This window comes from Lysinibacillus sp. FSL K6-3209, assembly GCF_037976175.1.
Taxonomy (GTDB): domain Bacteria; phylum Bacillota; class Bacilli; order Bacillales_A; family Planococcaceae; genus Lysinibacillus; species Lysinibacillus sphaericus_D.
The window spans coordinates 2,477,101-2,498,563 of the sequence record NZ_CP150264.1 but is presented as its reverse complement, the minus strand read 5'-3'; the positions used below and the strand labels follow the sequence as shown (position 1 = coordinate 2,498,563).

Below are 21,463 nucleotides of genomic sequence, written 5' to 3'. Positions count from 1 at the left end.
AGGGGGATTATTATTGAATATCGAGTTCATAAACAGCAAAATTTCAGAACACTTATTGAGTGGTACATTTGAAGTAAGTTTGTTTTTAATTGAAAAGATTAAGACACAGTCTATGTTAGACTATTTTTCATTTAAACCATCAATAAGCCATTCTTTACAAAAAGATATAATCAATATTATCCAGCCAACTATTGATAAGCTTGTTGGAAAAGAGCAGCTAGAATTTAATGAAAATGGACGACCTAATGGCGTAGTTGAGTATTGTAAGTCATCCTATATAGGAATAACTTATGATCATTTATTAAAAAGTTTACAGGAACCGGGTGAATCATTGAATGAAGATGTGCAAAAAGATTTATACTGTATAAAAATTGAAATAGAAGAAGGAAAGTATGCTTATTTCTTAAATCGCATTCCGCAATTCAAGAAGTTTTCAAAAGGTCTTTGGGGAATCATTGCGGATTCTACTTTTAGAAAAGTCTCAGATTCATTTATTGGCATTGAACCAGGGTTTGACCTACTTATTTATGACAACGAAATACTAGTAGTAAATAATGTTTCAGTGCAACGAATTTTCGATTTGAAAACAAAGTATGTGCACAATACGAATTCGGTCTTATGTGCTTTTGAAGAAACGAATAAATTAGAAGGCTTTGAACAATTTAAAAATGATAGCATTGAAGATGGTAATATAGTTAAGCGAGTTTCGCGATTAATGACAAAGCCTGAGAGAATGACGAGGTTTGTTGAGAACTTTGATAAAATAGAAGAAATTATTAAGGAATTTGACTTAAATATTGAATTAAACGAGGAAAAGACAAAAATAAAATATACAGATAAAAAACAATTGAATGATATCGTCAAGTTACTAAATGATGCCTATTATAAAACTGTTCTTACGGGTGAAAGAGGCAGGGATGATTTAAGGTAATTTATCAAGAAAGGGTGGAGGACAAATGACAAATCTTTTTAAATTGTTTCTGTTTATATCGTCATACTCTCCATTGTATCTCATAGTTGCTCTGTCCATATTCCCTTATGAAAATATTGATGTGCAGTCATTTGTTGAAGATCAAGTAACGCTTACCGTTACTATTATTTTGGTCGTATTATTTTTCCTTTCCTTTTTACCGATTTGGTATATGAAAAAATGTGAATTAAACAGCACGATTATTAGTGAGCGCGTAGCAAGAAAAAATGAAGAGATTTTAAGTTACTTAGTGACATATATCGTACCTTTACTAGCCATCAATGTTAAAGAAATAAGTACTTTAATTACAAACGGGATTTTGTTTATAATAATTGGCTATTTATATATTAAGTCCAATTTAATCCATGTGAATATAACGTTCTTATTATTTGGATGGAATATTTACGAGGATGAGCTTGGTCGTGTAATTATTTCAAAAGACAATCCAGATTATTTTATTAGAATGAACATTGCTAACAATCCTATCCGTGTTAGAAAACTGGCTAGTAATATTTATTTGCATAGGTCTTAGAGAAAGTAGCAAACCATTGTGAAAAGAAAGTTGCCATTTGACAATGGGCAGGACTTAAAAGACTGTCCATAGACAGCCAGATTACTTAGTGGGCAAGGATACTCCTTATATTACAAACAAAAAAGCCTATACCGAAAAAAGATATAGGCCAAATTCAAAAATTAATCTGTTTTTAGGAGAGAATAAATATTAATATCTATAAAATTCCCTTTTGAATTTTCGTATTGTCTTAACTTTCCTTCAAATGTAAAATGAAGCTTTTGTAACACTTTTATAGAATTTACATTTGCAGGTTCTACCTTTGCTTCAATTCTATTGATTTTTAAAGTTTCGAAAGCATATTCAATAAGTGCCTTTATACTTTCAGGAGCATATCCCATGCCCCAATAGGCTTTCGCGATATCATAACCAATTTCTACTTTTGCATTATCTAAGTCTATTGAATTGAATCCACATGTTCCTATTATTTCGTTGGAGTTCCTTTCAATCATGCTAAACCGTATGGCTTCACCAGCATGAGCTAATTCTTCTAGAAGTTCAATCATCTCTGTTGCTTGCGTTTCATGCGTAAAGGTAGTGATATTCATGTATTTCGTTACATCTGGATCAGACCAAAGTTTAAACAAGCGAGGTGAGTCTGATACAGCCATTCTTCTTAAATGTAATCTTTGAGTGTGTAGTTCTTTTATCAATGCTTATACCTCCAATATTTTTAATCAGTTAGATAAAAAATATTGCCATCTGCGCATAGTTCAGTCCCTTCAAGGTTTTTATTCTATTTATTTCGCTTTTACTTTTGTTTTTCTAAGTAGCAAGGATGCCATTAATAAAAAAACAGCGATCCAAACGGAAAAGAGAAAATTTTCAAGCAAAGCCCAATGATCATTTTTGAAATAATCCCAAATGGATGAAAGTAAAAAAACGGTCATAATGAAAGTAATATATAAATACTTTCCGAATCTTGTCAATTGAAACACCCCGTTATGCATCAGTGCAACTTTAAAAAGCCAACACGTTTGCAGGCTCTACAACCGTAAAAGAGAGGCAATGTAAACTTTTGTGGCTTTCTAACCTTGATGGCAGCTACTTCACCACAATCTTTACAAAAGTTAAAAATGTATGGCGAACCAACAGAAAATACGGAACCCATAGGCAATATTACCTTGACTTGATTCACTACTAACTTGACCGCTTACAAAGGAATCACCACCACAAGCTGTACAAACTCCATAAATGCGCCTCTTTATGTAATATATGTTAACTATACTATAAAATTGATGATAGCGTCTAATCTCTACAGCGCATCATAAATATTGATTAGTTTTTTATATTTCCCACTCGCTGCGTAAAATCCCCATTTTAATAGCATCATAGTATTTTTCGTCAACAATCCGTGCATCTCTAATTCTTGCTTCTAATTGCATTCCTAATTTCTCTGCTACTCGTATCATTCTTTCATTACCAGACCAAGTAGACATCCCTAATCGATGTAGTGGGGTATTTTCAAAAAGATAGTCAATCCATAAGCGATAAGCTTCTGAACCATAACCACCATTCCAATAAGCTGTATTATATGTGACAATCCCTGTTTCAAGCCAGTTAGTGTTTTTATCCACCCAATAAGCACCGACAACACCAATAAATTGTTCGTCTACTGCTATGATTAATGTACTTGGGACACCTTCAAAGATTTCTTCATCATTAGCCCATTCCTTTAAAAACGCAGCTTTAGACATATGTTTTTCGGGGATATATGGACCGTTCCATTTTTTAGCTTCTTGTTTTTCATCAATATACTTCCAATAATAGATATTTTCAATATCGGAAGGAGTAGCTGTTCGTAATGTAACTTTATTTCCTTGTATATGTATCATTGTATCTCTCCTTATTATAACAAAAATACTATAATATAATAATATAACCAAATATATTCTTATTGTATAGTTTGTCGAAAGAGTAGATTGTAGGACAAGCATATAGCGTACAAATGGATAGATAATAGTCAGCATTTTTCATTCCAACTTTTATGGTAGGGAGGACATGTTGCCTTACAAAGGAAAGACATATAGGAGGGAGCATTAGCTATGAATTTTGAAGAAAATATCCATCTACATGTTGGATTTTATGATGCTAATGGTGAATTTGAAGGTATTTTTTTAAAACAAAAAAGTGGCGAGACATGGTGCTTATTTTTCCATAATGAATTTTATAATGTATCTCTAAAAAAAACGTATGCTTTATTTGATCAAGATTTTGGGTATATGGTGAGAGAATACAATATTTGTAATTTAACTTTTGAGCAAGCGAATGAATTATTCAAAGAATTTTTATTAGAAGAGGAATTAATCGTTATAAGGGAGGGGGACAATACCTTTCATCTGAATGAAGTAAAAGTCCAAGATTATTAGGTTTCAGCTAACCACTGTTAAAAATACCTCGAGAGTAGAACAATCGAGATATTTTGTCGACAAACTGTGCGTAGCTTTATCTTCTTAATAAGATATACGGTAAATAATGCCTTTAGTAGTCGAGTTACATGATAGATAGACTGAAACCTACTGTCTATTTTCATATCAGGGGAGAGAAGGAGGCAAAGCCCTAATCTAGTTTTGATGGCGTTTATCTAAAAAAAACTAGTAAATTAACTCCAAATTATGTATATTTATTATGAGGAGGAATTAATTATGAAAAAGATATTAGTATTACCATTATTATTGTTATTTGGAATTATTTTTGCGGGATGTAGTGCGGATTCAGAAAAGGAGAGTGGAGACAAAAAGGAGGTTGCTGCAGATACAACTGAAAAGACTTCTGTGAGCAAACCACTTAAGGTCGATAAAGAGCTATTAAATGTTGAGGTAACGTTACCAGCTGATTTTTTTGAAGGTGAAGATATAGATACAGTGATTGCTGATGCCAAAGACGAAGGTATTCAAGAAGTAATTAAGAACGATGATGGTTCTTTAACGTTTAGAATGTCTGAATCACAGCACAAAGAAATCTTGAACGATATGGAAGAAGAGATTATCGTGTTCATAGAAGAGATTAAAACAGATGAAGAGATTACTTCTATTAAGGATATAAGTTACAATAATACATATTCTGAGTTAACACTTTTAGTTAACCCAGAAGAATTAGAAAACACCCTAGACGTCGACGCTACAGCTGAACTTGTTCTGATGGGTATGTTCTATCAACTGTTTAATGGAGTAGATCTAGAAAAAAATCAAGTAACCGTTACTTATAAAAATGAATCAAATGGTGAAGTAATTAATACAACAGTATATCCGTAAAACCAGATGATTTAAATGAGCAAAATTAATTTTAATATTTCAAGGAATAAAAGCACTTAAAAAAGTGCTTTTTATTTTGCACTAAAAGGAATTTGAGGCATATCATAGGTCTATACGCAACTATGATTTAATCAGACTTAGGAACCCATCGCTGTTGTAATAGTTAATCCGAAAATAATTGTTGATACTGTGATAATTCCATCGGAAGCTAAACAAGTTAAAAAGGTTTGCTAAAATGGTGTTTACAAATCTATTGCTGTTACAAATGATGACAATTTCTTTAAAAAAGCTGTTGTGTCGTCATATGATACTGATAGAGATAAATGCTATTGCTTTTTATATTTTTTACTAGTCCATGCCCAATTTAAGAAAGCAAAAATAAGGACGGTCCATAGAGAAAAGAAAAAGTTACTAAGCAAGTTCCAATTACCGTATTTAAAATAATCACGAATCAATAAAATTAAAAACAGTGATAAAAAGTAGAGGAGATAGATATATTTCCTGATAAATGCCATATTTTTAACCTCATTATGTATTTTATATAAATTGTAGCACAAAAAACGTAGACGTTTGCTTCAACACAAAGCGGAATAGATAATCAAGCATTATCATTAAAGAAGCATAACAATGGTGAAATTTATGTTAAAGAATTTCTTGGAAAATCTATACATTGCGCTTATAAAAGGTGGTGCTTTAGTACAATATAGATTCCCTTATTATGTAAATATGATACAGATAGAAGCGGGAGTCTTTAGTTAAGGTAGTCATTTTTAGTAGGAGGGGCTAACATGTGGTGGAAACTTAACAAAATAACTGAGGATGAAAAGCAAATTGTATACCGATATAGGCGTGAGAGCGACAAGTTGGATGGTGAAATTGCTTTTGATCGAAATACCAAAACATTTCATTGCATCAATTATGCCTATGGAGATACTCAAAGAGAAGTAGAATGGTTCTACCCACATCTCTGGAGGACAATAAGTAAAGAGAATGCTCCTGACGAGCACTTTATAGCGATTGGTTAAAAGCATTACTTATCTTAAGAATTATATAATGTTAAATTTAGAAGGTTGGACATTTATAGTTATCTCCATAGTATCTTTTTGCATGATAAAAAAAGAAGTAATTTAAAGAGGAGTGAAAGGATATGCTGAAAATTCTACCAATTGTTTTTGGAATCATCGTAATCGCGCTTTCAACTTATGGACTTGTCACACGTGATTATCAGTTTAATTTCTTAACGATATTCTTCTTAAGTTTATCCATGTTAACTTTAGGCATTAATGCATATCAAAGCGAGAGAAAAGCTTACGGCTGGTTCTTAATAGGTATATTTTTATTTTTAGTATATGTATCAATTCAAAGTTTTATATTTAGGTAAATATAGGCGTTATTTATAAATTGACTGTAATCGGACACACAATTGAAAATAAGCAATAAAAGACATGCCTTATTGGTACGTCTTTTTTTTGTGTAGTGAAAATGTATAAAAAATCAAATACTTACAATTGTGCAGAGCTAATACTACGCATTGAATTTACTTACTTCATAAATGCCTATATTATTTTGAGCTAATGAACGTACAATTTCAGGTATCGCTTGAACAGGAATCGTTAACAATAGTACAACTTGATTATTATCATTTTTGAACTCATAATCTACCACCAGTTGATGTGTTTTTTGTGTTATATGAATTACTTGATTTTGAATACTTTCTATCTCTAATCCACCTAAATTAAACTTTACTTTAATAAGATGATCACTATAGTCTTTTCTATCAATTATCGAGAAACCTCTTTTCTAGTTTGGCTTTATAAAATTAGGACGTGTTGTAAATAGAAAGGTTACAATCAGTAAACAAATTAATAAGGCAATGTGTAATTATTAAACAAAATGATGGATAAATGAAAATAGAGAGAGTAAAACATCCCTCTAAAATTCCCAATATAGCATTACTTATTTCTTTCAAGTACTTCGATACGTTTTTCTAATTTCTTGACCTTCATGTCATTAAGAAGGGCAATAACTGTCGCTGCTATAGCGAAGGTAAAAACTACGAATGTAATACCAAGCATTAGTTTGCCTCCTAATTTTTGTTAATCTAATTATAGCACAATATAACCTACTGGGTTAGGCGTTGCAGTTTTAATATTATTGAGGTTATTGAAGTTACTTCACCAAATACACACAGTAAAAATTGGTGGAGCTTCTATTAAGAAAATTCATGTGAATAATATAAAAAAACTGCTGCGTCGTCACATGTAAAAGCAAATTAGAGAGATTTTCAATGAAAAGAAGTTGAATATAGTGAAGCGCTCCTTTGCTGCATATCAAATGATTAATTGAAAAGATTTACATAATATTAATATCTAATTAAAAAACGCGTGGTAGTTTGATTAGGGGAAAGAAGAAATTTCTAGTATGAGAGGAGAAAAAATCATGGAAAAAAACACTGAAGTTTTAAGAACAGAGGGGGATATTAATTTAACAAAAACACGGTCGATCTGGCAAGAAAATCATTTAAGTAAAGAATCGTTTGAGTTTATAAACGATGACGCTAAGTATTATTTACATCAGTCTCTTTCTACTCCTTGTTTAAATATAATTGAAAAAAGCTATGGCATTTACATAGAGGATATAGATGGAAGAAAGTATATGGATTTTCACGGAAATAATGTTCATCAAATAGGTTATGGGAATGAGTATGTTATTCGTGCCGTAAAAGAGCAGTTGGATAAACTGCCATTCTCTCCAAGACGTTATACAAATAAAGTTGCAATCCAGTTAGCAAAAAAATTAGTTGCTATTGCACCAGAACCTTTAAATAAAGTACTTTTGGCACCTGGAGGAACTTCAGCTGTTGGTATGGCTTTAAAGCTTGTTCGAAAGGCAACAGGTAAATTTAAAACGATATCGATGTGGGATTCATTTCACGGCGCATCTTTAGACGCGATTTCAGTTGGAGGAGAAGCGCTTTTCCGTAACGGTATGGGCCCTTTAATGCCAGGAACTCTACATATAGCTCCTTATAATTCATATCGCGGTTTGTTTGAGGATGACAATGGTAGGTTTAAATCACTTGACTATCTAGAGTATATACTAGAAAGAGAAAATGAAATCGGTGCAATTATTTTAGAGCCTGTTCGTTGTACAGACGTACATATCCCGCCAAAAGAGTACTATCAACGTTTACGCAATATTTGTGATCGGAATAATATATTAATGATTTTTGATGAAATTCCAACTGCTTTAGGACGAACAGGAAAAATGTTCACTTTTGAAAACTTTGGAGTTATTCCAGATATTGTTTTACTGGGAAAAGGATTGGGTGGAGGTGTGTTTCCAATGGCGGCGATGCTCGTAAAAGGAGAACTGGATGTTGCCCAAGATATTGCACTTGGTCATTACACGCATGAAAAAAGTTCGCTAGGCTGTGCAGCAGCCTTGGCTACTCTTCATTATATTGAGGATTTTAAATTAATAGAAAATGCTAATCAATTAGGAGAGTATATGAGAATACGGCTTAAAAAGATGCAAGAGCAGTATGAAATTATTGGTGATGTACGAGGAATCGGTCTTTTATATGGCGTAGAACTAGTATTGGACCGCCATTCGAAAGAAAAAGCTATAGTCGAAGCAGAACAAGTAATGTATAAATGTATGGAAAAGGGATTAAGTTTTAAAGTATCACAAGGAAATGTGCTTACGCTCACGCCACCACTGATTATTAAGGCACAAGAATTAGAGCTGGCAATGGATATTTTAGAACAATCTATCCAAGAGGTTTTAGCGAAGTAATATAGATTTATGAAAAATTGATTAAACATCGCTATGAGGTGTTTTTTATTATATAAAGAAACAATAAAAGTAAAGGTTAAAAGGTAGAATTACAAAAACCAATATAATTTTAAAGTAGCGCTATTGTCGGCGCTATTTTTATTTTGCTTGACCATTTTATAATAAAGATATTTACAAAATTAGGTTTGTGAAGTTTGGGAAATCTAGTGTTGTAACACTTTCAGCACCTTAACAGCATATGTGTAATGATGTAAATATGGTATAGTGAAAAAGAGGTGTAAAAAAATGGTTAGAGGGAATAGTGAATTGTTAGAAACAGAAACAAATTCAAGAGATCAGAGGGAGTTGATAAAAAGTATTTACAATTGTAAAGATAAAGATTTAATAAAGTTTTTAAGTAAACACCTAAAAAGAGATGATTGGAATGGGGAGAGTTTGTTTACTATTTTTAAAAGACTCCTAAAATATGAGAAAAGAAATTCAAATATTAAAGATTATATAAAAAATATTAAAACTCTTTCTACAGAAGATCGATTATTTTTGAAGGCTAGATTAGTAGAAATTGAATGTACATATGATAGAGTTTCGATAATAAACCTTAGTGGTGTAGGACTATTTGCTTTTTTACTTATCTATAAAGAAATGTCAAAAGAAATTTTATTTAAACAGCTCCCAGTAACGTATTATTATTTTATGCAAGCTGTTTATATTTTGGTAATATTATTTTTAATTAAAAAAGCGGTCAATTCAAAACGTTACCAATCGAAAGCAAAGTATTTCTTAACTATAATTGATAGCTTTAAAAATTAATCGATATTAAAAGTTATTTGTCCGATTGCTACAAAACATAATATGAGCCATACAAGTAGATGAAGTGATTTTCGGGTTGCTTCATCATTTATGTATTTTGGAATAGGTTTAATGCTATTAGCTTTCCTTGATTTAATAAAATTTTTAATTAGTAGTTGACTAAAGAAAAAGTTACAAGTAGCATAAAAGAAATACTGTTGTATTCTTATAAACTTAATAAGGTATAAAAACTTATTCGATGTTTAAAAAAGAATCAAATTATAAAAAGGAGTGATTTTAAATGGCGATAACAACATTTAAGGCAAACACATTTTTAAAAGAAAAGGTTTTGGTAGAAGCTCATGTTAGAGGTCATAAAATTATTGTCGATGAACCAAAAGAATTAGGTGGAGATGATCAAGCTCCAAACCCTGTAGAACTCCTTCTTTCGGCTTTGGGGGCATGTCAATCAATAGTAGCAAGAACTTATGCGAAGAAATTTGATATAGACCTTCAAGATTTCTGGGTTGAATTAGAAGGAGACCTTGATACAGATGGCTTTTTAGGCAAGTCCGATGTAAGACCAGGATTTATATCAATCCGATATACTTTTCATATCAAAACGAATGCATCAGAGGAAAAGGTAGAAGAATTTAAAAAATATATTGAAGCACGTTGCCCTGTAGGTGATACGATTGCTAATACAGTAAATCTTGTGTCTTCAGGAATTGTTATTGAGAATTCTGTAGTTTAATCTATTTTTATGTAATACGTAATATAATTGTAAGCTAGATATTCAGAATGTTCCAAACGATTTTCAAGTAACTTTATATACTGCGAGGGAGGGGCACTAAGTGTTTCCTCCCTTGTTATTTACAAACTGGGGCAAGACATACATAAATGGCTCTATTTTTAGTGATGGGTATATTTTTGTGTAATACTTTAGAACATTGTAAAATAGACGATATTAACCTGTTAAAAGGTACAGAGAATATGTTTAATGGGAGGTTGGGTCGATGAATAATCAGAAGAAGAGTAAATTACAAATATTAGCGATAATTTTAATAATAGCCCTATTGGTTGCGGCGTTTGTTACTTTTTTCTTAGGGCATTTTGTGGTAGGTTCTGTTTTATTTGTAATCTTTATGATAATCTTGAATGCAATTAGTAGTTGGACAAGAATCAAAAATACTGAGTACATTCATTTTAAAGAGCATAAATATAATGAGAAGTGGTGATGAAACGCGGTTTTTGCTATGGAACTGATCCTAATCATGCATTCTAGCTTTTTTTATTTTTGTCTTTTCAGGGAGTGAAACCAAAGATGTACAGAAAAGGGGCAGTGTATCTTGATAAAGTAGTAATAGCAAAATAATTGTTTTACCCTTGATAAACCAAAAGCACATGTTTTTTCATGTGCTTTTGATTTTTTATATTTATAAAGTTGATAAAAAAACATTATGTAATTTTAAATACAAGATTGTTTATTAGCAATAGAATCAATAGGTTGTTTTTTGTCATTTCTTGCGCTTACCCGGGAAATTATTTTTTTATTTTCTAATTTAAATACCACATTCTAATGGCATTTTGTAACACAAAAAAGGATGGCTAGGGCAAATTGGGATTATCCAAGTAGCTAAAAATAATAACTATGTCGTGATGAATCGCACAGCATTAAATGACAACTGGCTCAATCCTCAAATAATTGAGCGCTGATACATACAAGTGCAGAACCGCATTCCATTTGTAGAAGGGGATAGAGAGGTTGAAGTCTTTCATAGACTGCTAGATGGGGATAGCATGCGTGCAATTGGAAAGCATATGAGATTATCTAGTACGATAATTTTTAGAGTAAGAAATAATATTTTGAGTCAGATGATGAAGTAGCCAATGAGCTACTTCTTTTAATAACATATGTTCAACAATCGCGGGCCAGATTATGGAATAACGCAGTTGATGGGTTATACTAAAAATCAGATATAGATTGTTAAGAATTATAAAAGACAGAATAATCTAATTCAAGGATATATGATAGATAATAAATTCTATATAGAGGTGGAATTATATGCCTAAAATTGACAATATGTTAGCAATTCTATGGATGCTTCGTTCAGGTGAAAAAATTACAGCAAAACAAATTTCAGAAAAGTTAGAGATGAATATAAGGACTGTGTATCGTTATATTGATACGATTTCAACAAGTGGCGTACCTATAATTTCAGAACCAGGACATAACGGTGGATACACTTTAATGAACAATTTTATTGAGGCTCCTCTTTTTTTTGATTTTGAGGAGCAAACTTCACTATTTCACGCTGCTGTTTTTGCAGAAGAAGCAGGATATTATGGAGGTGAGGCACTAAATAGAGCCATTTCAAAATTAAGTAAATACTCAAATCAAGAGCAGAAAACAAAGATAAACCAACATTTAACTAGTCTTGAAGTAATAAGTCGATTAAGTTCACTCTCTATGGAACCTTTTTTGAAGGAGTTGGAGCAGGCCGTAGCTGACGGGTACTCAGTAAAAATTCTTCACCATAAAACTGGCAAAAAGGAAATAAATTATAGATTGGTCGATCCGTACAGAATTATCTATTGGAATAATAAGTGGTATGTGATTGGATTTTGTCATCTTAGAAATGATATCCGTAGTTTTAGAGTAGATCGAATTGAAAGTCTAATGCTAACCGAAAATAAATTTGACCGGCCAGAAAATTTTTCAGCACGTGACATTTTTATAAAAAATCTTCTCCCAACTATAGAAGATAAAGATAGAATTATTTCTTTGGTTATTAATGGAGATAAAAGTGTATTGGCTGATATTTGCCAACATTGGTTTTTAGGACATTATTTACAAACACGGACATCAAATCAAGCAGTTTTTCTTCTTGAAAAAGATATAATACATACATATGTACCTTATTTACTTTTGCCGTACAATAAATCTATTAAAGTTATCGAGCCAATAAGTCTTAAGAAAAGAATTATTGAAGTTCTGACGGGATTAATAAAATATCATCAAGTATGATGACTTCCCTGACGTTAACTGTCAGGGAAGTTATTTTATAATAGCTATATCAATTGTGATTGGAGTGCTATTGGATGCAAACAAAAAAAGTTTTTCTATATGTATTTAATACAATGTCGGACTTTGAATATGGATATTTAATTGCTGAACTAAACTCGGGAAGATATTTCAAAAAAAATTTAGCCCCTTTAAAAGTAATTACAGTAGGAGCTAATAAAGAAATGATTACTACTATGGGAGGACTGAGCATAAAACCCGATATTTCACTTGATGAATGTATTCTTGAGAGTAAAGATATTTTAATTTTACCAGGAGGGACTACTTGGAGTGAAGAAATTCATCAACCTGTCTTGGAGAGAATTGGCCAAGCTCTAAAGTTTGGCACTATTGTTGCTGCAATTTGTGGTGCAACTGAGGCTCTTGCGAATATGGGATACTTAGATTCTAGAAAACACACAAGCAATGACTTAGAGTATATTAAAATGGTCTGTCCTAATTATAAAGGGGAAAAATTTTATGAGATGAGACCTGCGGTATCTGGTGAGAATTTGATTACTGCATCAGGAGTAGCACCTCTAGAATTTACGATGGAAGTACTGAAAAAACTAGATGTATTTGCACCTGACACATTACATTCATGGTATAACCTAAATAAGACTCATCAACCTGAATACTTCTTCCAGTTAATGAATTCAATAAATAGCTGAGCTAAAAATCAACGAGGCAGTTTTATAAATCATGCTTTAGAAAATGTAAAAGTGATAGTTTTTGTATATAACTTAAATATGTTTATGGAAGTAAAGAACTTACAAAGCACTTCTGAAGTTGTTATAAATAGGATTGGTAACTAAATCTCTTTTTAATCTTATTGATCAAAGGTGTGCTTTTTTCTTTGGTAATTATGTTGGAATGATCTTCCACAATCGGGGGCGATTCTGTAACAAGAATCAGCGCTCGTTTTTTATTGAAGGGCCATTTTGTTGAGCAATAGTCTTACACTCTTAATTCAGCTTTGAGGATTATATTGGAACATAAGGTTAATTTTTATTAAAGAATAGTTCTATTAAACAAACTTTAATTGGATATATAAAGTAATATAGTTAGTTGAAGTAAAATGCAACTTAACATTCCTGTTGAAATGAGGGATTTTAAATGGATATTAATTTTCATAATGAGCAAAACCGTAATACTTATTTAACTCGAAAAGCTGATGATTCGTGGGGTAAGGTTATAAACAGTTCGAGAATATCTCTAAGGCGTTGGATATAGGGTGTGGTGGGAGTATTTATTCAAAGGCGATATCTGAAAATGAGAGTAGCCTTTGTTACCGGTGTTGATTTTTCCAAAGAAATACTTAATGGTGCAAGAGATAACTGTAGAGAATTTCAAAACATATCATTTAAGCAAGGTGATACACTTCATACAAGCTTAGAAAGCAACGATTACAATTTACTTCTTGAAAGAGCGTTGATACATCAAATAATTATAAAAAAGAATTATAGACGAAAAAAACCTCTTGAGTTGAATCGTGGAAGTTACTTCAGAGATAAAAAAGTTAATATAGAGTTAAAACACACATTCTTTCACGTATGAAATCACAGTGTTTTTTAATTGTTACATAAGGTATTGCACATTAAAAAATCACATAGATGGAAATAAAGAGAGAAATTGTGTGATTAAATGATGATTTATTAAGTGTATTACCAAGAGACGAGAACCTGAAATCTTTGTTTACAAAAAGGATTATATATGATAATTTGGATTAAAATGTTAATAATGGTGGTGGAATTAATGAAGTGGACATATGTTTTAGGTATCGTTATTTTAACTGCGTTATTGAGTATAGGTGGTACACTTTTAATCTCAGAAAAGATCTATGAAAAAGAAGAGATGGAACAAGATGTGAAAGAATTAGAGAACACTTCAAAAGAAGATACAAAAGAAAAATTTGTATCGACGGTGGATGTGAGCGGGATAGGTTGGGAAACCCCTATTTTCTCCAAGAAAATTGATGATTGGAAAAGTGGAGATGAACCCTTCGTTGGCAATCTAGTTGAAGAAGTGATTCAAGAGATGGCACACCAAAAGATTATCGCTGAATCGAAAGAAGGTTCTATTATGATTACACCAGAAAGAATCGACACATTAATACAGATGGTAGAAGAAAACAAAGATAACTATGAACGTCATAAAATGTCTGATAAGTATGCACCTTATGAAATATACCTAGATATATTAAAACGTTGGAAAAAAGGTGATTTTTCAACAGTTGACGATGACCATAATATTTTAATGTTTATTCAAGGAGGGAAACCACCTGAAGGTTTAGCAACAGGTATTGCTTCGGAAGAACAAGAGATAAACTATATTTTCCAAGTTTTTGCTAAAGAGGTAGATGAAGTCTTTGGCTCAACAGAAAAGCAGAATTAATCTATTTTTAGAAGTTAAATAATAATTGCTAATGAACTGCACCCCAATTGTTAGACACATCTAACAATTGGAGGTGCAGTTTTTTAATGGCTAAATATACTGCAGAGGAAAAATTACAAGCAGCTTTACGATACTTAGAAGGCAAAGAAAGTTCACATGAAATTGCTAAATCGATTGGGACAGATCATAAGGCTATTCTAAACTGGGCTAAACAATATGAGTATAACGGTGTTGAAGCGTTTATAAAATCATATACAAACTATACAGCACAGTTTAAACTAGACGTACTAAACTTCATGATTGAGCACGGCACGTCCTTAATAGAAACAGCGGCTATCTTTGGTATAGCAGCTCCATCGTCCATTATTCATTGGCGAAAACAGTTTGAAACAAAAGGATTCGATGCCCTTCAATCAAAGGAAAAGGGGCGTCCATCCATGAAAAAAGAAACCAATAAACAACCAAAACATACACCAGTAGAAGGCTCACCAGAAGCACTTCAAGCTCGTATCAAGCAGCTTGAAATGGAAAACGAGTATTTAAAAAAGTTGAACGCCTTAGTTCAAGCCAAAGAAACATCACCAAAGAAGACAAAGTAAAGGTCATCTATGAATTAAGGCATAAATACTCGGTGAAGGCACTTGTCGAATTCGCACAGATTCCACGTAGTACGTATTATGACATAGTGAAGAAACTGAATCGTCCCGATCCAGATACCGACTTAAAGGCTGAAATTCAATCCATCTATAACGAACATGAAGGCCGTTACGGATACCGTCGCATTCGTGATGAACTCGCAAATCGTGGACGAAGAGTGAATCATAAGAAAGTACAACGTATCATGAAAACACTTCGTTTAAAGTGCGTAGTCAGAATGAAAAAGTATAAATCATATAAAGGGACAGTCGGTAAAATCGCACCGAATATTTTAGACCGCAAATTTACAGCTGAAGCCCCTAATGAAAAGTGGGTAACAGATATTTCAGAGTTTAAATTGTTTGGTGAAAAACTCTATTTATCCCCTGTTTTAGACTTATTTAACGGAGAAATTATTACTTACACAATTGGTCATCGACCAACGTATTCACTTGTCTCAGAAATGTTGGAGAAAGCATTAGAGAAGTTACCAGAGGAACGCCAATTACTGATGCATTCCGATCAAGGCTGGCATTATCAAATGAAGCAATACCGTCACGCACTTGCATCAAAAGGCATTGTGCAAAGTATGTCACGTAAAGGCAACTGTTATGACAACTCGGTGATGGAGAATTTCTTTGGGATTTTGAAATCGGAATTCCTTTATTTAAAGGAGTTCGAAAGTGTTGAGCATTTTAAATTGGAACTTGAAAACTATATAACGTATTACAATACGAAACGAATTAAGGCAAAATTAAAACTGAGTCCGGTACAATACCGAACTCAGTTTACCCAAGCTGCCTAAATGAAATAACCGTGTCTAACTTTTAGGGGTCACTTCATAACATCCTTCGGGGTGTTTTTATTTTGCACTTAAATGTAACAATTGAAAAGTCATTGCTGCTGAACTACCGGTACTTTCTTTTGAGAGCGAAATTTACATTATAAGTCATCTTCTATTAACCTATAATATTTGCTAATGGAGGATAAGTTATGACTGAAAAATTGAATGGTAAAATTCATTGTATGGATATAAGTTTATTAAAAATATTTTGAAGACCAAGTAGCATAAAATGTAGTCTTGGTCTCATTATATAGAAAAATGTTATATAACTTTCTGTAATTCAGTTTTGCTCATCGGTAACAAGTCCGAAAATTTCAAGTATATCTTCGATAATTACACTTGTGTCTGTTGCTATTATTATAAATATTAATAAACTAATAATAATTGAAATCGCAATTAATACATTAAAGGTAGTAACATTTTTTTTATTATATTCAGGAACTTCTTCTACTTGAGCTACTAAATCTTTAGCTGAAGAAAGAGTAATATTATCAGGATCTTCTTTAACTGTATTGCAATATTCACATGTATAGAGAGTTAGGCCTTCTCTTACAATCTTTTTATAAGAATTTTTTGCCAAGCAGCTAGTACAATTAAACAATAAATTTACCTCCTTTTTAAGAAACAACTATTTACCATTTTAGGTAATCAACCACTGATTGTATATATAAATTTAGTATAATTTTTAAGTGTATAACAACCTATAACCCATGCCAACTCGCTACACAAAAAAGTCACGAAAGTCTATTCTGATATGAACTAGCACCAACATATTTTGGGATTTTCATAATTAAAATAACCCCTAATTAATAGAAAAGAGCAATAGATTTATTCATCCGATGCAGTACGGGAAGCCTAAGCGTATGTTGACATATAGCAAGAATCAAATTAAAGCGAGGGACGAGGAATGGGTGAACAATACTTAATCGATCAGTTGGTGTTACACATAGGCCTCTACAAAAAATATCAGTACAAAGAAAACGAGATAGGGTTTTATCAAAACCTTGAAGCTTTACGGGAACTGAAAGGGTTGAGCACACAGGACGAGGCTTTAGATTATGCTATTGCATTTACTGAAGGATTGAAAGCTTCATGAGACTGTGTAACGGTATTCAAATTGACATTCTTAATGCTTTATAAGCAAGGACGGAAAGTATTAAGATGTTTTATCAGGAGATTTAGAGAATGAATTTTTGAAGGAAACAGTATGAGAAACTGCGGAGAGTGACATCGTAATGGCAAGATATTGTTCAGGAGGATGAAGAATGAAAAAATCAAATTCTCTAATGGTTCGCCAATAGTTTCACTAAAAGAGGTTTATTAAATTGACACGATTGATTATTCTGGTGGATATTTATAGGTCTTTAAGTGGGTGTGATTTATCAGTTTAACATCAGGGCCATAAGATATTTCATAGGTCATTCGGTCCTTCCCTACAGGGATATACTGACCGCCATCTGTCGGTTCAATTTTAAATGTAATTTGCAATTTAAAGCCACGAAAACCGTTTACTCTTTTAGTTTCAATAACTTCAATTTTCCATGGAGTAACATGTGGTGAAAAATCACGTAAAATCTTCGGATAATAATAGCTATTTAAGTCTTTTTCAATATAAGGAGTAAGCATAAGCATGAGCATATCCTGTAATCTAAGTTCGTTAGAATCTTGAAGGGGTTCATTTATTCCGAAACCTGTCTTTGGAAGGGAAAATAAAAGAAGAGTAATTGATATTACTAAAGCAGATAAACCCTTTTTCATTTATAAAATACACCTCTTTAAAAATTTTATAAATTTATTATTAACCATCCATTTAAAAGTATGTAGTTTTAAAAAGAGAAGATAGAAAAATACTCGAAATAATTCAACAGTAGTTTACTGCACAGTATGAGTAAAGAAACTAAAAAAGGTCACTGAGTCGTGACCCAGAATAAGGGAGGTAGTGACTGTCAACTAGCGCCACAACCAAATAAGTGCGTGCGATCAATCAATAATAATTTGTACAGATTAAGGGTAAATTTACATCTTGAATCTGTGCAGCACATTATGAAAATGTTCAGTGAAAATTTGTGGGTTAATTTGTAAATTTAGATAACTTTTCAACTTCTTCAGGAGTAATGTGTTTAGCCTTATATGAAATAATGGCCTTATTTGAAATCACTTTATAATTTTCAGAAGGTAAACCAGGTGGTATACGAAAAGTGATGTTAATTAATTTATGTGGTGGATTGTGCGCACCTTCAAATGAAATAACCCTTAAACTAACGTCATAATAGTCATTTTCAATATTTCTTTCAATCTTTTCAATTCTTCCAAATTCGAATAATTGATTATCACCGTATGAGGACATTGTTTCAAGAATTGGTAGACCTAATTCACGTAAAAATGCTAACTCTATTATACTCGGGGGTTGATTTTGAGGGAAATATTCAATATCTGAATTAGCGAAAGCAGAATTGATGGCAAGAAAACACATAAAAAGTAACGAGACGATTATTATTTTTTTCATATAATAATTTCCTTTCAGTATTTATTCTTGTTATTTGCAAGTACAAAAATTTTATGTATCTTAATTTGACTTAAAATCAAATTAAACTTACTGAACAATATGTGGATTAAACTATCAAATAATAATCAGTAACGAGAGGTGATTATTTGAAGCGGGTTTTAAATTATGTCGGTTCTAAATGGAATTTGGCTAGCTGGATAGCAAATCAAATGCCAGAGCATAAGGTGTATCTTGAGCCATTCTTCGGAAGTGGTGCAGTCTTATTCAATAAACAAGCTGCGCGTATTGAAACAATAAATGATTTAGATGGCAACATCGTCAATCTATTTAAAGTGATTCGTGACCAACCTGCACAACTAGCCCAACAAATTCAATTTACGCCCTATTCAAGGCAAGAATACAATGAATCATTTACAGCATTGAATGATGAATTAAATGTGGTAGAAAGAGCAAGAGTGTTCCTAGTCCGTTGTTGGATGGCACGCGGAGGAAAAACAAGCGACCGTACAGGATGGCGTCACAATGTAGACTCGACAACCTTTAGTGCCCTACCTGATTGGCGTAAGCTACCAGCTATCGTTTTAGAGGCGACTGAACGATTACAACATGTGCAAATTGAAAATTTAGATGCAGTAACTCTGATACGCCGTTATAACAAAGAGGATTGTTTGATATACAGTGATCCACCGTATTTATTGAGCACACGTACAAAACTACACTATGCTTATGAAATGACGGATGAACAACATGAAACGTTATTGCGAGCTTTAAATAAACATCAGGGTTTTGCCATGATTAGTGGCTACAACAATGATATGTACAATGAAATTTTACAAGGTTGGACAAGGATTTCGAAGATGGCCAAAACCGAAGCTGCAAAAGAAAAATGCGAAAGTCTGTGGTTAAATTCTCAAATAATTGAGCGTGGATATATACAAGAATCACTTTTTGAAACTGTGTAGGAGGGGCGTATCTATTATGTGTGAAAAAGTTTGCTGGACTTGCGGACACTTTGCTTTTGGTTGCTTTGTAACAGGTGAGTACAACAATACGGTTAATGTAGATGGGACATGCGATAAATGGTGTCCAGAAGGTACGCAAGGCACTGTAACAGACTTTGGTTACGATGATGGAAAAAATGAAGAGTGGTTAAAAGATGATATGTCTAATCTTTAATCGAATGAAAATATTTAGTAGCAGAGATAGGTTGATAGAATAGGTTGTTTTGTAAAAAAAGAAAAGGTGTTTCACCTAGATGAAGACACCTTTAAAAAAATTAATCCCAAATATTAGGGATTTTAACTTTTGCAGTTCGTAAATAATCGAGTAATTGACCAGTATGAACGGATTCATGATAGGCAATTCTCAACAACATATCTCCCAAATCTCTAATGTAACCCACATCTGAGCGATCAATTTTAATGTTTTTTAAATCTTCAATTGAAAATGATTTAATAGTTTCTATAAATTGATTTCTAAACGGTTCCGCAAAAATTAATTCAGCATCTATAGTGGAGAATGGTTGTTTTTCAAAAGGAGATTCAAATTCAGGCACACTGCCTTTATTTTTAAGCGCCTGATGGTAATAATATTCACTTTCTAGAACATGTCTAATCATCTCAATGCAAGACATAGCTTTATCATCTGGTCTCCAATTTAATAAATCTTGGGGGATAGATGTCCAAAGCTTTATACTACGTCTTCGCACTTCGTTGAAATTTAAAAGAATTAAATCGATTGTGTTCATAATTTTCCCTCCACTCATTAGTATATTTAGTATTATATACGAATGTATGTATGTTTGTTAGGAAGTGGTTTATAGGGGGAGTTTATCGTTCGTTTTTATAAATGCTATTGAACAATATGAGGAATAAACGAAAATAGAGCGATTATAATATCGCTCCAGAATCCAGTTATGTAATATAATCACTTATTTCTTTCAAGTTCTTCAACACGTTTTTCTAATTTTTTGATTTTCATGTCATTAAGTAAGGCGATGACTGACGTTGCTATAGCGAAAGTAAAGGCTACGTACGTGATACCAAGCATAAGTGTACCTCCTAATTTTTGTTAATTCAATTGTAACACAAAAAAGCCGCAGCGTCGTCACACGCCACAGCTCATCCTCTTAATCCTTATTCGTATAAGCATTATAACACATAGGAGGGCGAAACTATGTTAAAAGAGCGAAAATTAGTTATTACACCAGACACTTTGGATTCAATTATTAGGGACTACCACTGGATGGTTAATGCTATTAAAGAAATGCGAGAAGAAATGGTTATTGGGGCAAAAACGGCGCAATACGGTATCGAGGCTACACTACCAAAGGCTGTAGGCGGTGTAGGTGATCCGATTATGCAGGAAGCTATTAGACGTTCGAAAAATATTAAACGTGTTGCGGAGTATGAGAAGAAGCTTTTAGAAGTGCAAAAGTTAATTGAAAGAGTTGAAGGGGATAGAGAGGTACAAGTGTTGAACTGGATGCTAGACGGGAAATCACAACGTTGGATAGGTCAACACATGGCTTTATCATCAACTAGTATTAAACGTATTAAAGATAATATTGTGAAACAAATGATTACATGATAAGGGCCTTGTCCCCCAATGTTATTATTTTAAGTTAGAAATATAAGA

28 protein-coding genes are annotated in these 21,463 nt (G+C 32.5%); 19 read left to right on the top strand and 9 right to left on the bottom strand.

The features are described from left to right. Positions 1-13 precede the first annotated feature (13 nt). Positions 14-931, top strand: a complete 918-nt coding sequence (locus tag MHH88_RS12055) for a DUF4868 domain-containing protein (protein WP_339258321.1) — start codon at positions 14-16, stop codon at positions 929-931. Positions 932-956: 25 nt separating this feature from the next. Next, entirely contained in the window at positions 957-1,502 is a 546-nt protein-coding gene (locus tag MHH88_RS12050) for a hypothetical protein (protein WP_339258319.1), read from the top strand. A gap of 161 nt (positions 1,503-1,663) precedes the next feature. On the opposite strand, the gene MHH88_RS12045 is transcribed toward MHH88_RS12050, so the two are convergent. Both MHH88_RS12045 and MHH88_RS12040 read right to left on the bottom strand, forming a co-directional pair. After that, entirely contained in the window at positions 1,664-2,194 is a 531-nt protein-coding gene (locus tag MHH88_RS12045) for a GNAT family protein (protein ID WP_069512255.1), read from the bottom strand. A 633-nt stretch (positions 2,195-2,827) separates the two neighbouring features. Then, positions 2,828-3,376 carry a GNAT family protein gene (locus tag MHH88_RS12040; RefSeq protein WP_339258316.1) on the bottom strand — a complete coding sequence of 183 codons (549 nt, stop codon included), beginning with the start codon at positions 3,374-3,376 and terminating at the stop codon, positions 2,828-2,830. 210 nt (positions 3,377-3,586) lie between these two features. Between MHH88_RS12040 and MHH88_RS12035 the strand changes: the two genes are divergently transcribed. From MHH88_RS12035 to MHH88_RS12020, 4 genes are all read left to right on the top strand, one after another. Further along, positions 3,587-3,910 carry a DUF3986 family protein gene (locus MHH88_RS12035; protein ID WP_103976411.1) on the top strand — a complete coding sequence of 108 codons (324 nt, stop codon included), beginning with the start codon at positions 3,587-3,589 and terminating at the stop codon, positions 3,908-3,910. 276 nt (positions 3,911-4,186) lie between these two features. Beyond that, positions 4,187-4,795 (top strand): hypothetical protein, encoded by a 609-nt coding sequence (locus MHH88_RS12030; RefSeq protein WP_337982396.1) that lies wholly within the window; start codon positions 4,187-4,189, stop codon positions 4,793-4,795. Between the two features lie 788 nt (positions 4,796-5,583). After that, entirely contained in the window at positions 5,584-5,820 is a 237-nt protein-coding gene (locus MHH88_RS12025) for a hypothetical protein (protein WP_339258313.1), read from the top strand. Positions 5,821-5,942: 122 nt separating this feature from the next. After that, a complete protein-coding gene (locus tag MHH88_RS12020; protein ID WP_069512270.1) occupies positions 5,943-6,176 on the top strand; it encodes a DUF3953 domain-containing protein in 234 nt (77 codons plus the stop codon). 143 nt (positions 6,177-6,319) lie between these two features. Here the strand turns inward: MHH88_RS12020 and MHH88_RS12015 are convergent, their stop codons facing one another. Both MHH88_RS12015 and MHH88_RS12010 read right to left on the bottom strand, forming a co-directional pair. Next, on the bottom strand, positions 6,320-6,460 hold the full coding sequence (locus tag MHH88_RS12015; RefSeq protein WP_339258310.1) for a hypothetical protein: 141 nt from the start codon (positions 6,458-6,460) through the stop codon (positions 6,320-6,322). 287 nt (positions 6,461-6,747) lie between these two features. Then, positions 6,748-6,870, bottom strand: a complete 123-nt coding sequence (locus tag MHH88_RS12010; protein ID WP_256093183.1) for a hypothetical protein — start codon at positions 6,868-6,870, stop codon at positions 6,748-6,750. Positions 6,871-7,234: 364 nt separating this feature from the next. On the opposite strand from MHH88_RS12010, the gene MHH88_RS12005 reads away from it, so the two are divergent. From MHH88_RS12005 to MHH88_RS11965, 9 genes are all read left to right on the top strand, one after another. Further along, positions 7,235-8,593, top strand: a complete 1,359-nt coding sequence (locus tag MHH88_RS12005) for an aspartate aminotransferase family protein (protein ID WP_339258307.1) — start codon at positions 7,235-7,237, stop codon at positions 8,591-8,593. 285 nt (positions 8,594-8,878) lie between these two features. Then, positions 8,879-9,403, top strand: coding sequence for a hypothetical protein (locus MHH88_RS12000; RefSeq protein WP_339258305.1), 525 nt, complete (start codon positions 8,879-8,881; stop codon positions 9,401-9,403). Between the two features lie 280 nt (positions 9,404-9,683). Further along, positions 9,684-10,136 carry an OsmC family protein gene (locus MHH88_RS11995; RefSeq protein WP_339258303.1) on the top strand — a complete coding sequence of 151 codons (453 nt, stop codon included), beginning with the start codon at positions 9,684-9,686 and terminating at the stop codon, positions 10,134-10,136. 262 nt (positions 10,137-10,398) lie between these two features. Beyond that, on the top strand, positions 10,399-10,620 hold the full coding sequence (locus MHH88_RS11990) for a hypothetical protein (protein WP_103976416.1): 222 nt from the start codon (positions 10,399-10,401) through the stop codon (positions 10,618-10,620). An 827-nt stretch (positions 10,621-11,447) separates the two neighbouring features. Next, the gene (locus MHH88_RS11985; protein WP_339258300.1) at positions 11,448-12,410 is read left to right on the top strand and encodes a YafY family protein; all 963 of its coding nucleotides are present in this window, start codon (positions 11,448-11,450) and stop codon (positions 12,408-12,410) included. 74 nt (positions 12,411-12,484) lie between these two features. Continuing rightward, positions 12,485-13,117, top strand: a complete 633-nt coding sequence (locus MHH88_RS11980; RefSeq protein WP_339258298.1) for a type 1 glutamine amidotransferase family protein — start codon at positions 12,485-12,487, stop codon at positions 13,115-13,117. A gap of 565 nt (positions 13,118-13,682) precedes the next feature. Then, positions 13,683-14,003: a class I SAM-dependent methyltransferase gene (locus MHH88_RS11975; protein WP_339258296.1), complete on the top strand. Its 321-nt coding sequence runs from the start codon at positions 13,683-13,685 to the stop codon at positions 14,001-14,003. A gap of 198 nt (positions 14,004-14,201) precedes the next feature. Next, the gene (locus MHH88_RS11970) at positions 14,202-14,840 is read left to right on the top strand and encodes a DUF6241 domain-containing protein (protein ID WP_339258294.1); all 639 of its coding nucleotides are present in this window, start codon (positions 14,202-14,204) and stop codon (positions 14,838-14,840) included. 86 nt (positions 14,841-14,926) lie between these two features. Further along, positions 14,927-16,281, top strand: a protein-coding gene (locus MHH88_RS11965) for an IS3 family transposase (RefSeq protein ID WP_337982349.1) whose coding sequence is annotated in 2 segments (ribosomal slippage) — positions 14,927-15,380 and positions 15,380-16,281 — 1,356 coding nt in all. Because the reading frame shifts where the segments join, the coding sequence is not laid out codon by codon here. 319 nt (positions 16,282-16,600) lie between these two features. On the opposite strand, the gene MHH88_RS11960 is transcribed toward MHH88_RS11965, so the two are convergent. Continuing rightward, complete coding sequence (locus MHH88_RS11960) at positions 16,601-16,900, bottom strand: hypothetical protein (RefSeq protein WP_339258290.1); 300 nt, start codon at positions 16,898-16,900, stop codon at positions 16,601-16,603. Between the two features lie 327 nt (positions 16,901-17,227). On the opposite strand from MHH88_RS11960, the gene MHH88_RS11955 reads away from it, so the two are divergent. Beyond that, complete coding sequence (locus MHH88_RS11955; RefSeq protein WP_339258288.1) at positions 17,228-17,416, top strand: hypothetical protein; 189 nt, start codon at positions 17,228-17,230, stop codon at positions 17,414-17,416. A gap of 242 nt (positions 17,417-17,658) precedes the next feature. Here the strand turns inward: MHH88_RS11955 and MHH88_RS11950 are convergent, their stop codons facing one another. Both MHH88_RS11950 and MHH88_RS11945 read right to left on the bottom strand, forming a co-directional pair. After that, entirely contained in the window at positions 17,659-18,078 is a 420-nt protein-coding gene (locus tag MHH88_RS11950) for a DUF3888 domain-containing protein (RefSeq protein ID WP_339258286.1), read from the bottom strand. A 313-nt stretch (positions 18,079-18,391) separates the two neighbouring features. Beyond that, positions 18,392-18,826 carry a hypothetical protein gene (locus tag MHH88_RS11945; protein ID WP_339258284.1) on the bottom strand — a complete coding sequence of 145 codons (435 nt, stop codon included), beginning with the start codon at positions 18,824-18,826 and terminating at the stop codon, positions 18,392-18,394. Positions 18,827-18,972: 146 nt separating this feature from the next. Here MHH88_RS11945 and MHH88_RS11940 point away from each other — a divergent pair, with 146 nt between their 5' ends. Together MHH88_RS11940 and MHH88_RS11935 are read left to right on the top strand one after the other, a co-directional pair. Beyond that, positions 18,973-19,788 carry a DNA adenine methylase gene (locus MHH88_RS11940; RefSeq protein WP_339258282.1) on the top strand — a complete coding sequence of 272 codons (816 nt, stop codon included), beginning with the start codon at positions 18,973-18,975 and terminating at the stop codon, positions 19,786-19,788. 16 nt (positions 19,789-19,804) lie between these two features. After that, positions 19,805-20,002, top strand: coding sequence for a hypothetical protein (locus MHH88_RS11935; protein WP_339258280.1), 198 nt, complete (start codon positions 19,805-19,807; stop codon positions 20,000-20,002). 100 nt (positions 20,003-20,102) lie between these two features. Here the strand turns inward: MHH88_RS11935 and MHH88_RS11930 are convergent, their stop codons facing one another. Further along, entirely contained in the window at positions 20,103-20,573 is a 471-nt protein-coding gene (locus tag MHH88_RS11930) for a DinB family protein (RefSeq protein ID WP_339258279.1), read from the bottom strand. A 179-nt stretch (positions 20,574-20,752) separates the two neighbouring features. After that, complete coding sequence (locus MHH88_RS11925; protein ID WP_339258277.1) at positions 20,753-20,875, bottom strand: hypothetical protein; 123 nt, start codon at positions 20,873-20,875, stop codon at positions 20,753-20,755. A gap of 126 nt (positions 20,876-21,001) precedes the next feature. Between MHH88_RS11925 and MHH88_RS11920 the strand changes: the two genes are divergently transcribed. Continuing rightward, on the top strand, positions 21,002-21,415 hold the full coding sequence (locus MHH88_RS11920) for a LuxR C-terminal-related transcriptional regulator (RefSeq protein ID WP_339258276.1): 414 nt from the start codon (positions 21,002-21,004) through the stop codon (positions 21,413-21,415). Positions 21,416-21,463 lie beyond the last annotated feature (48 nt).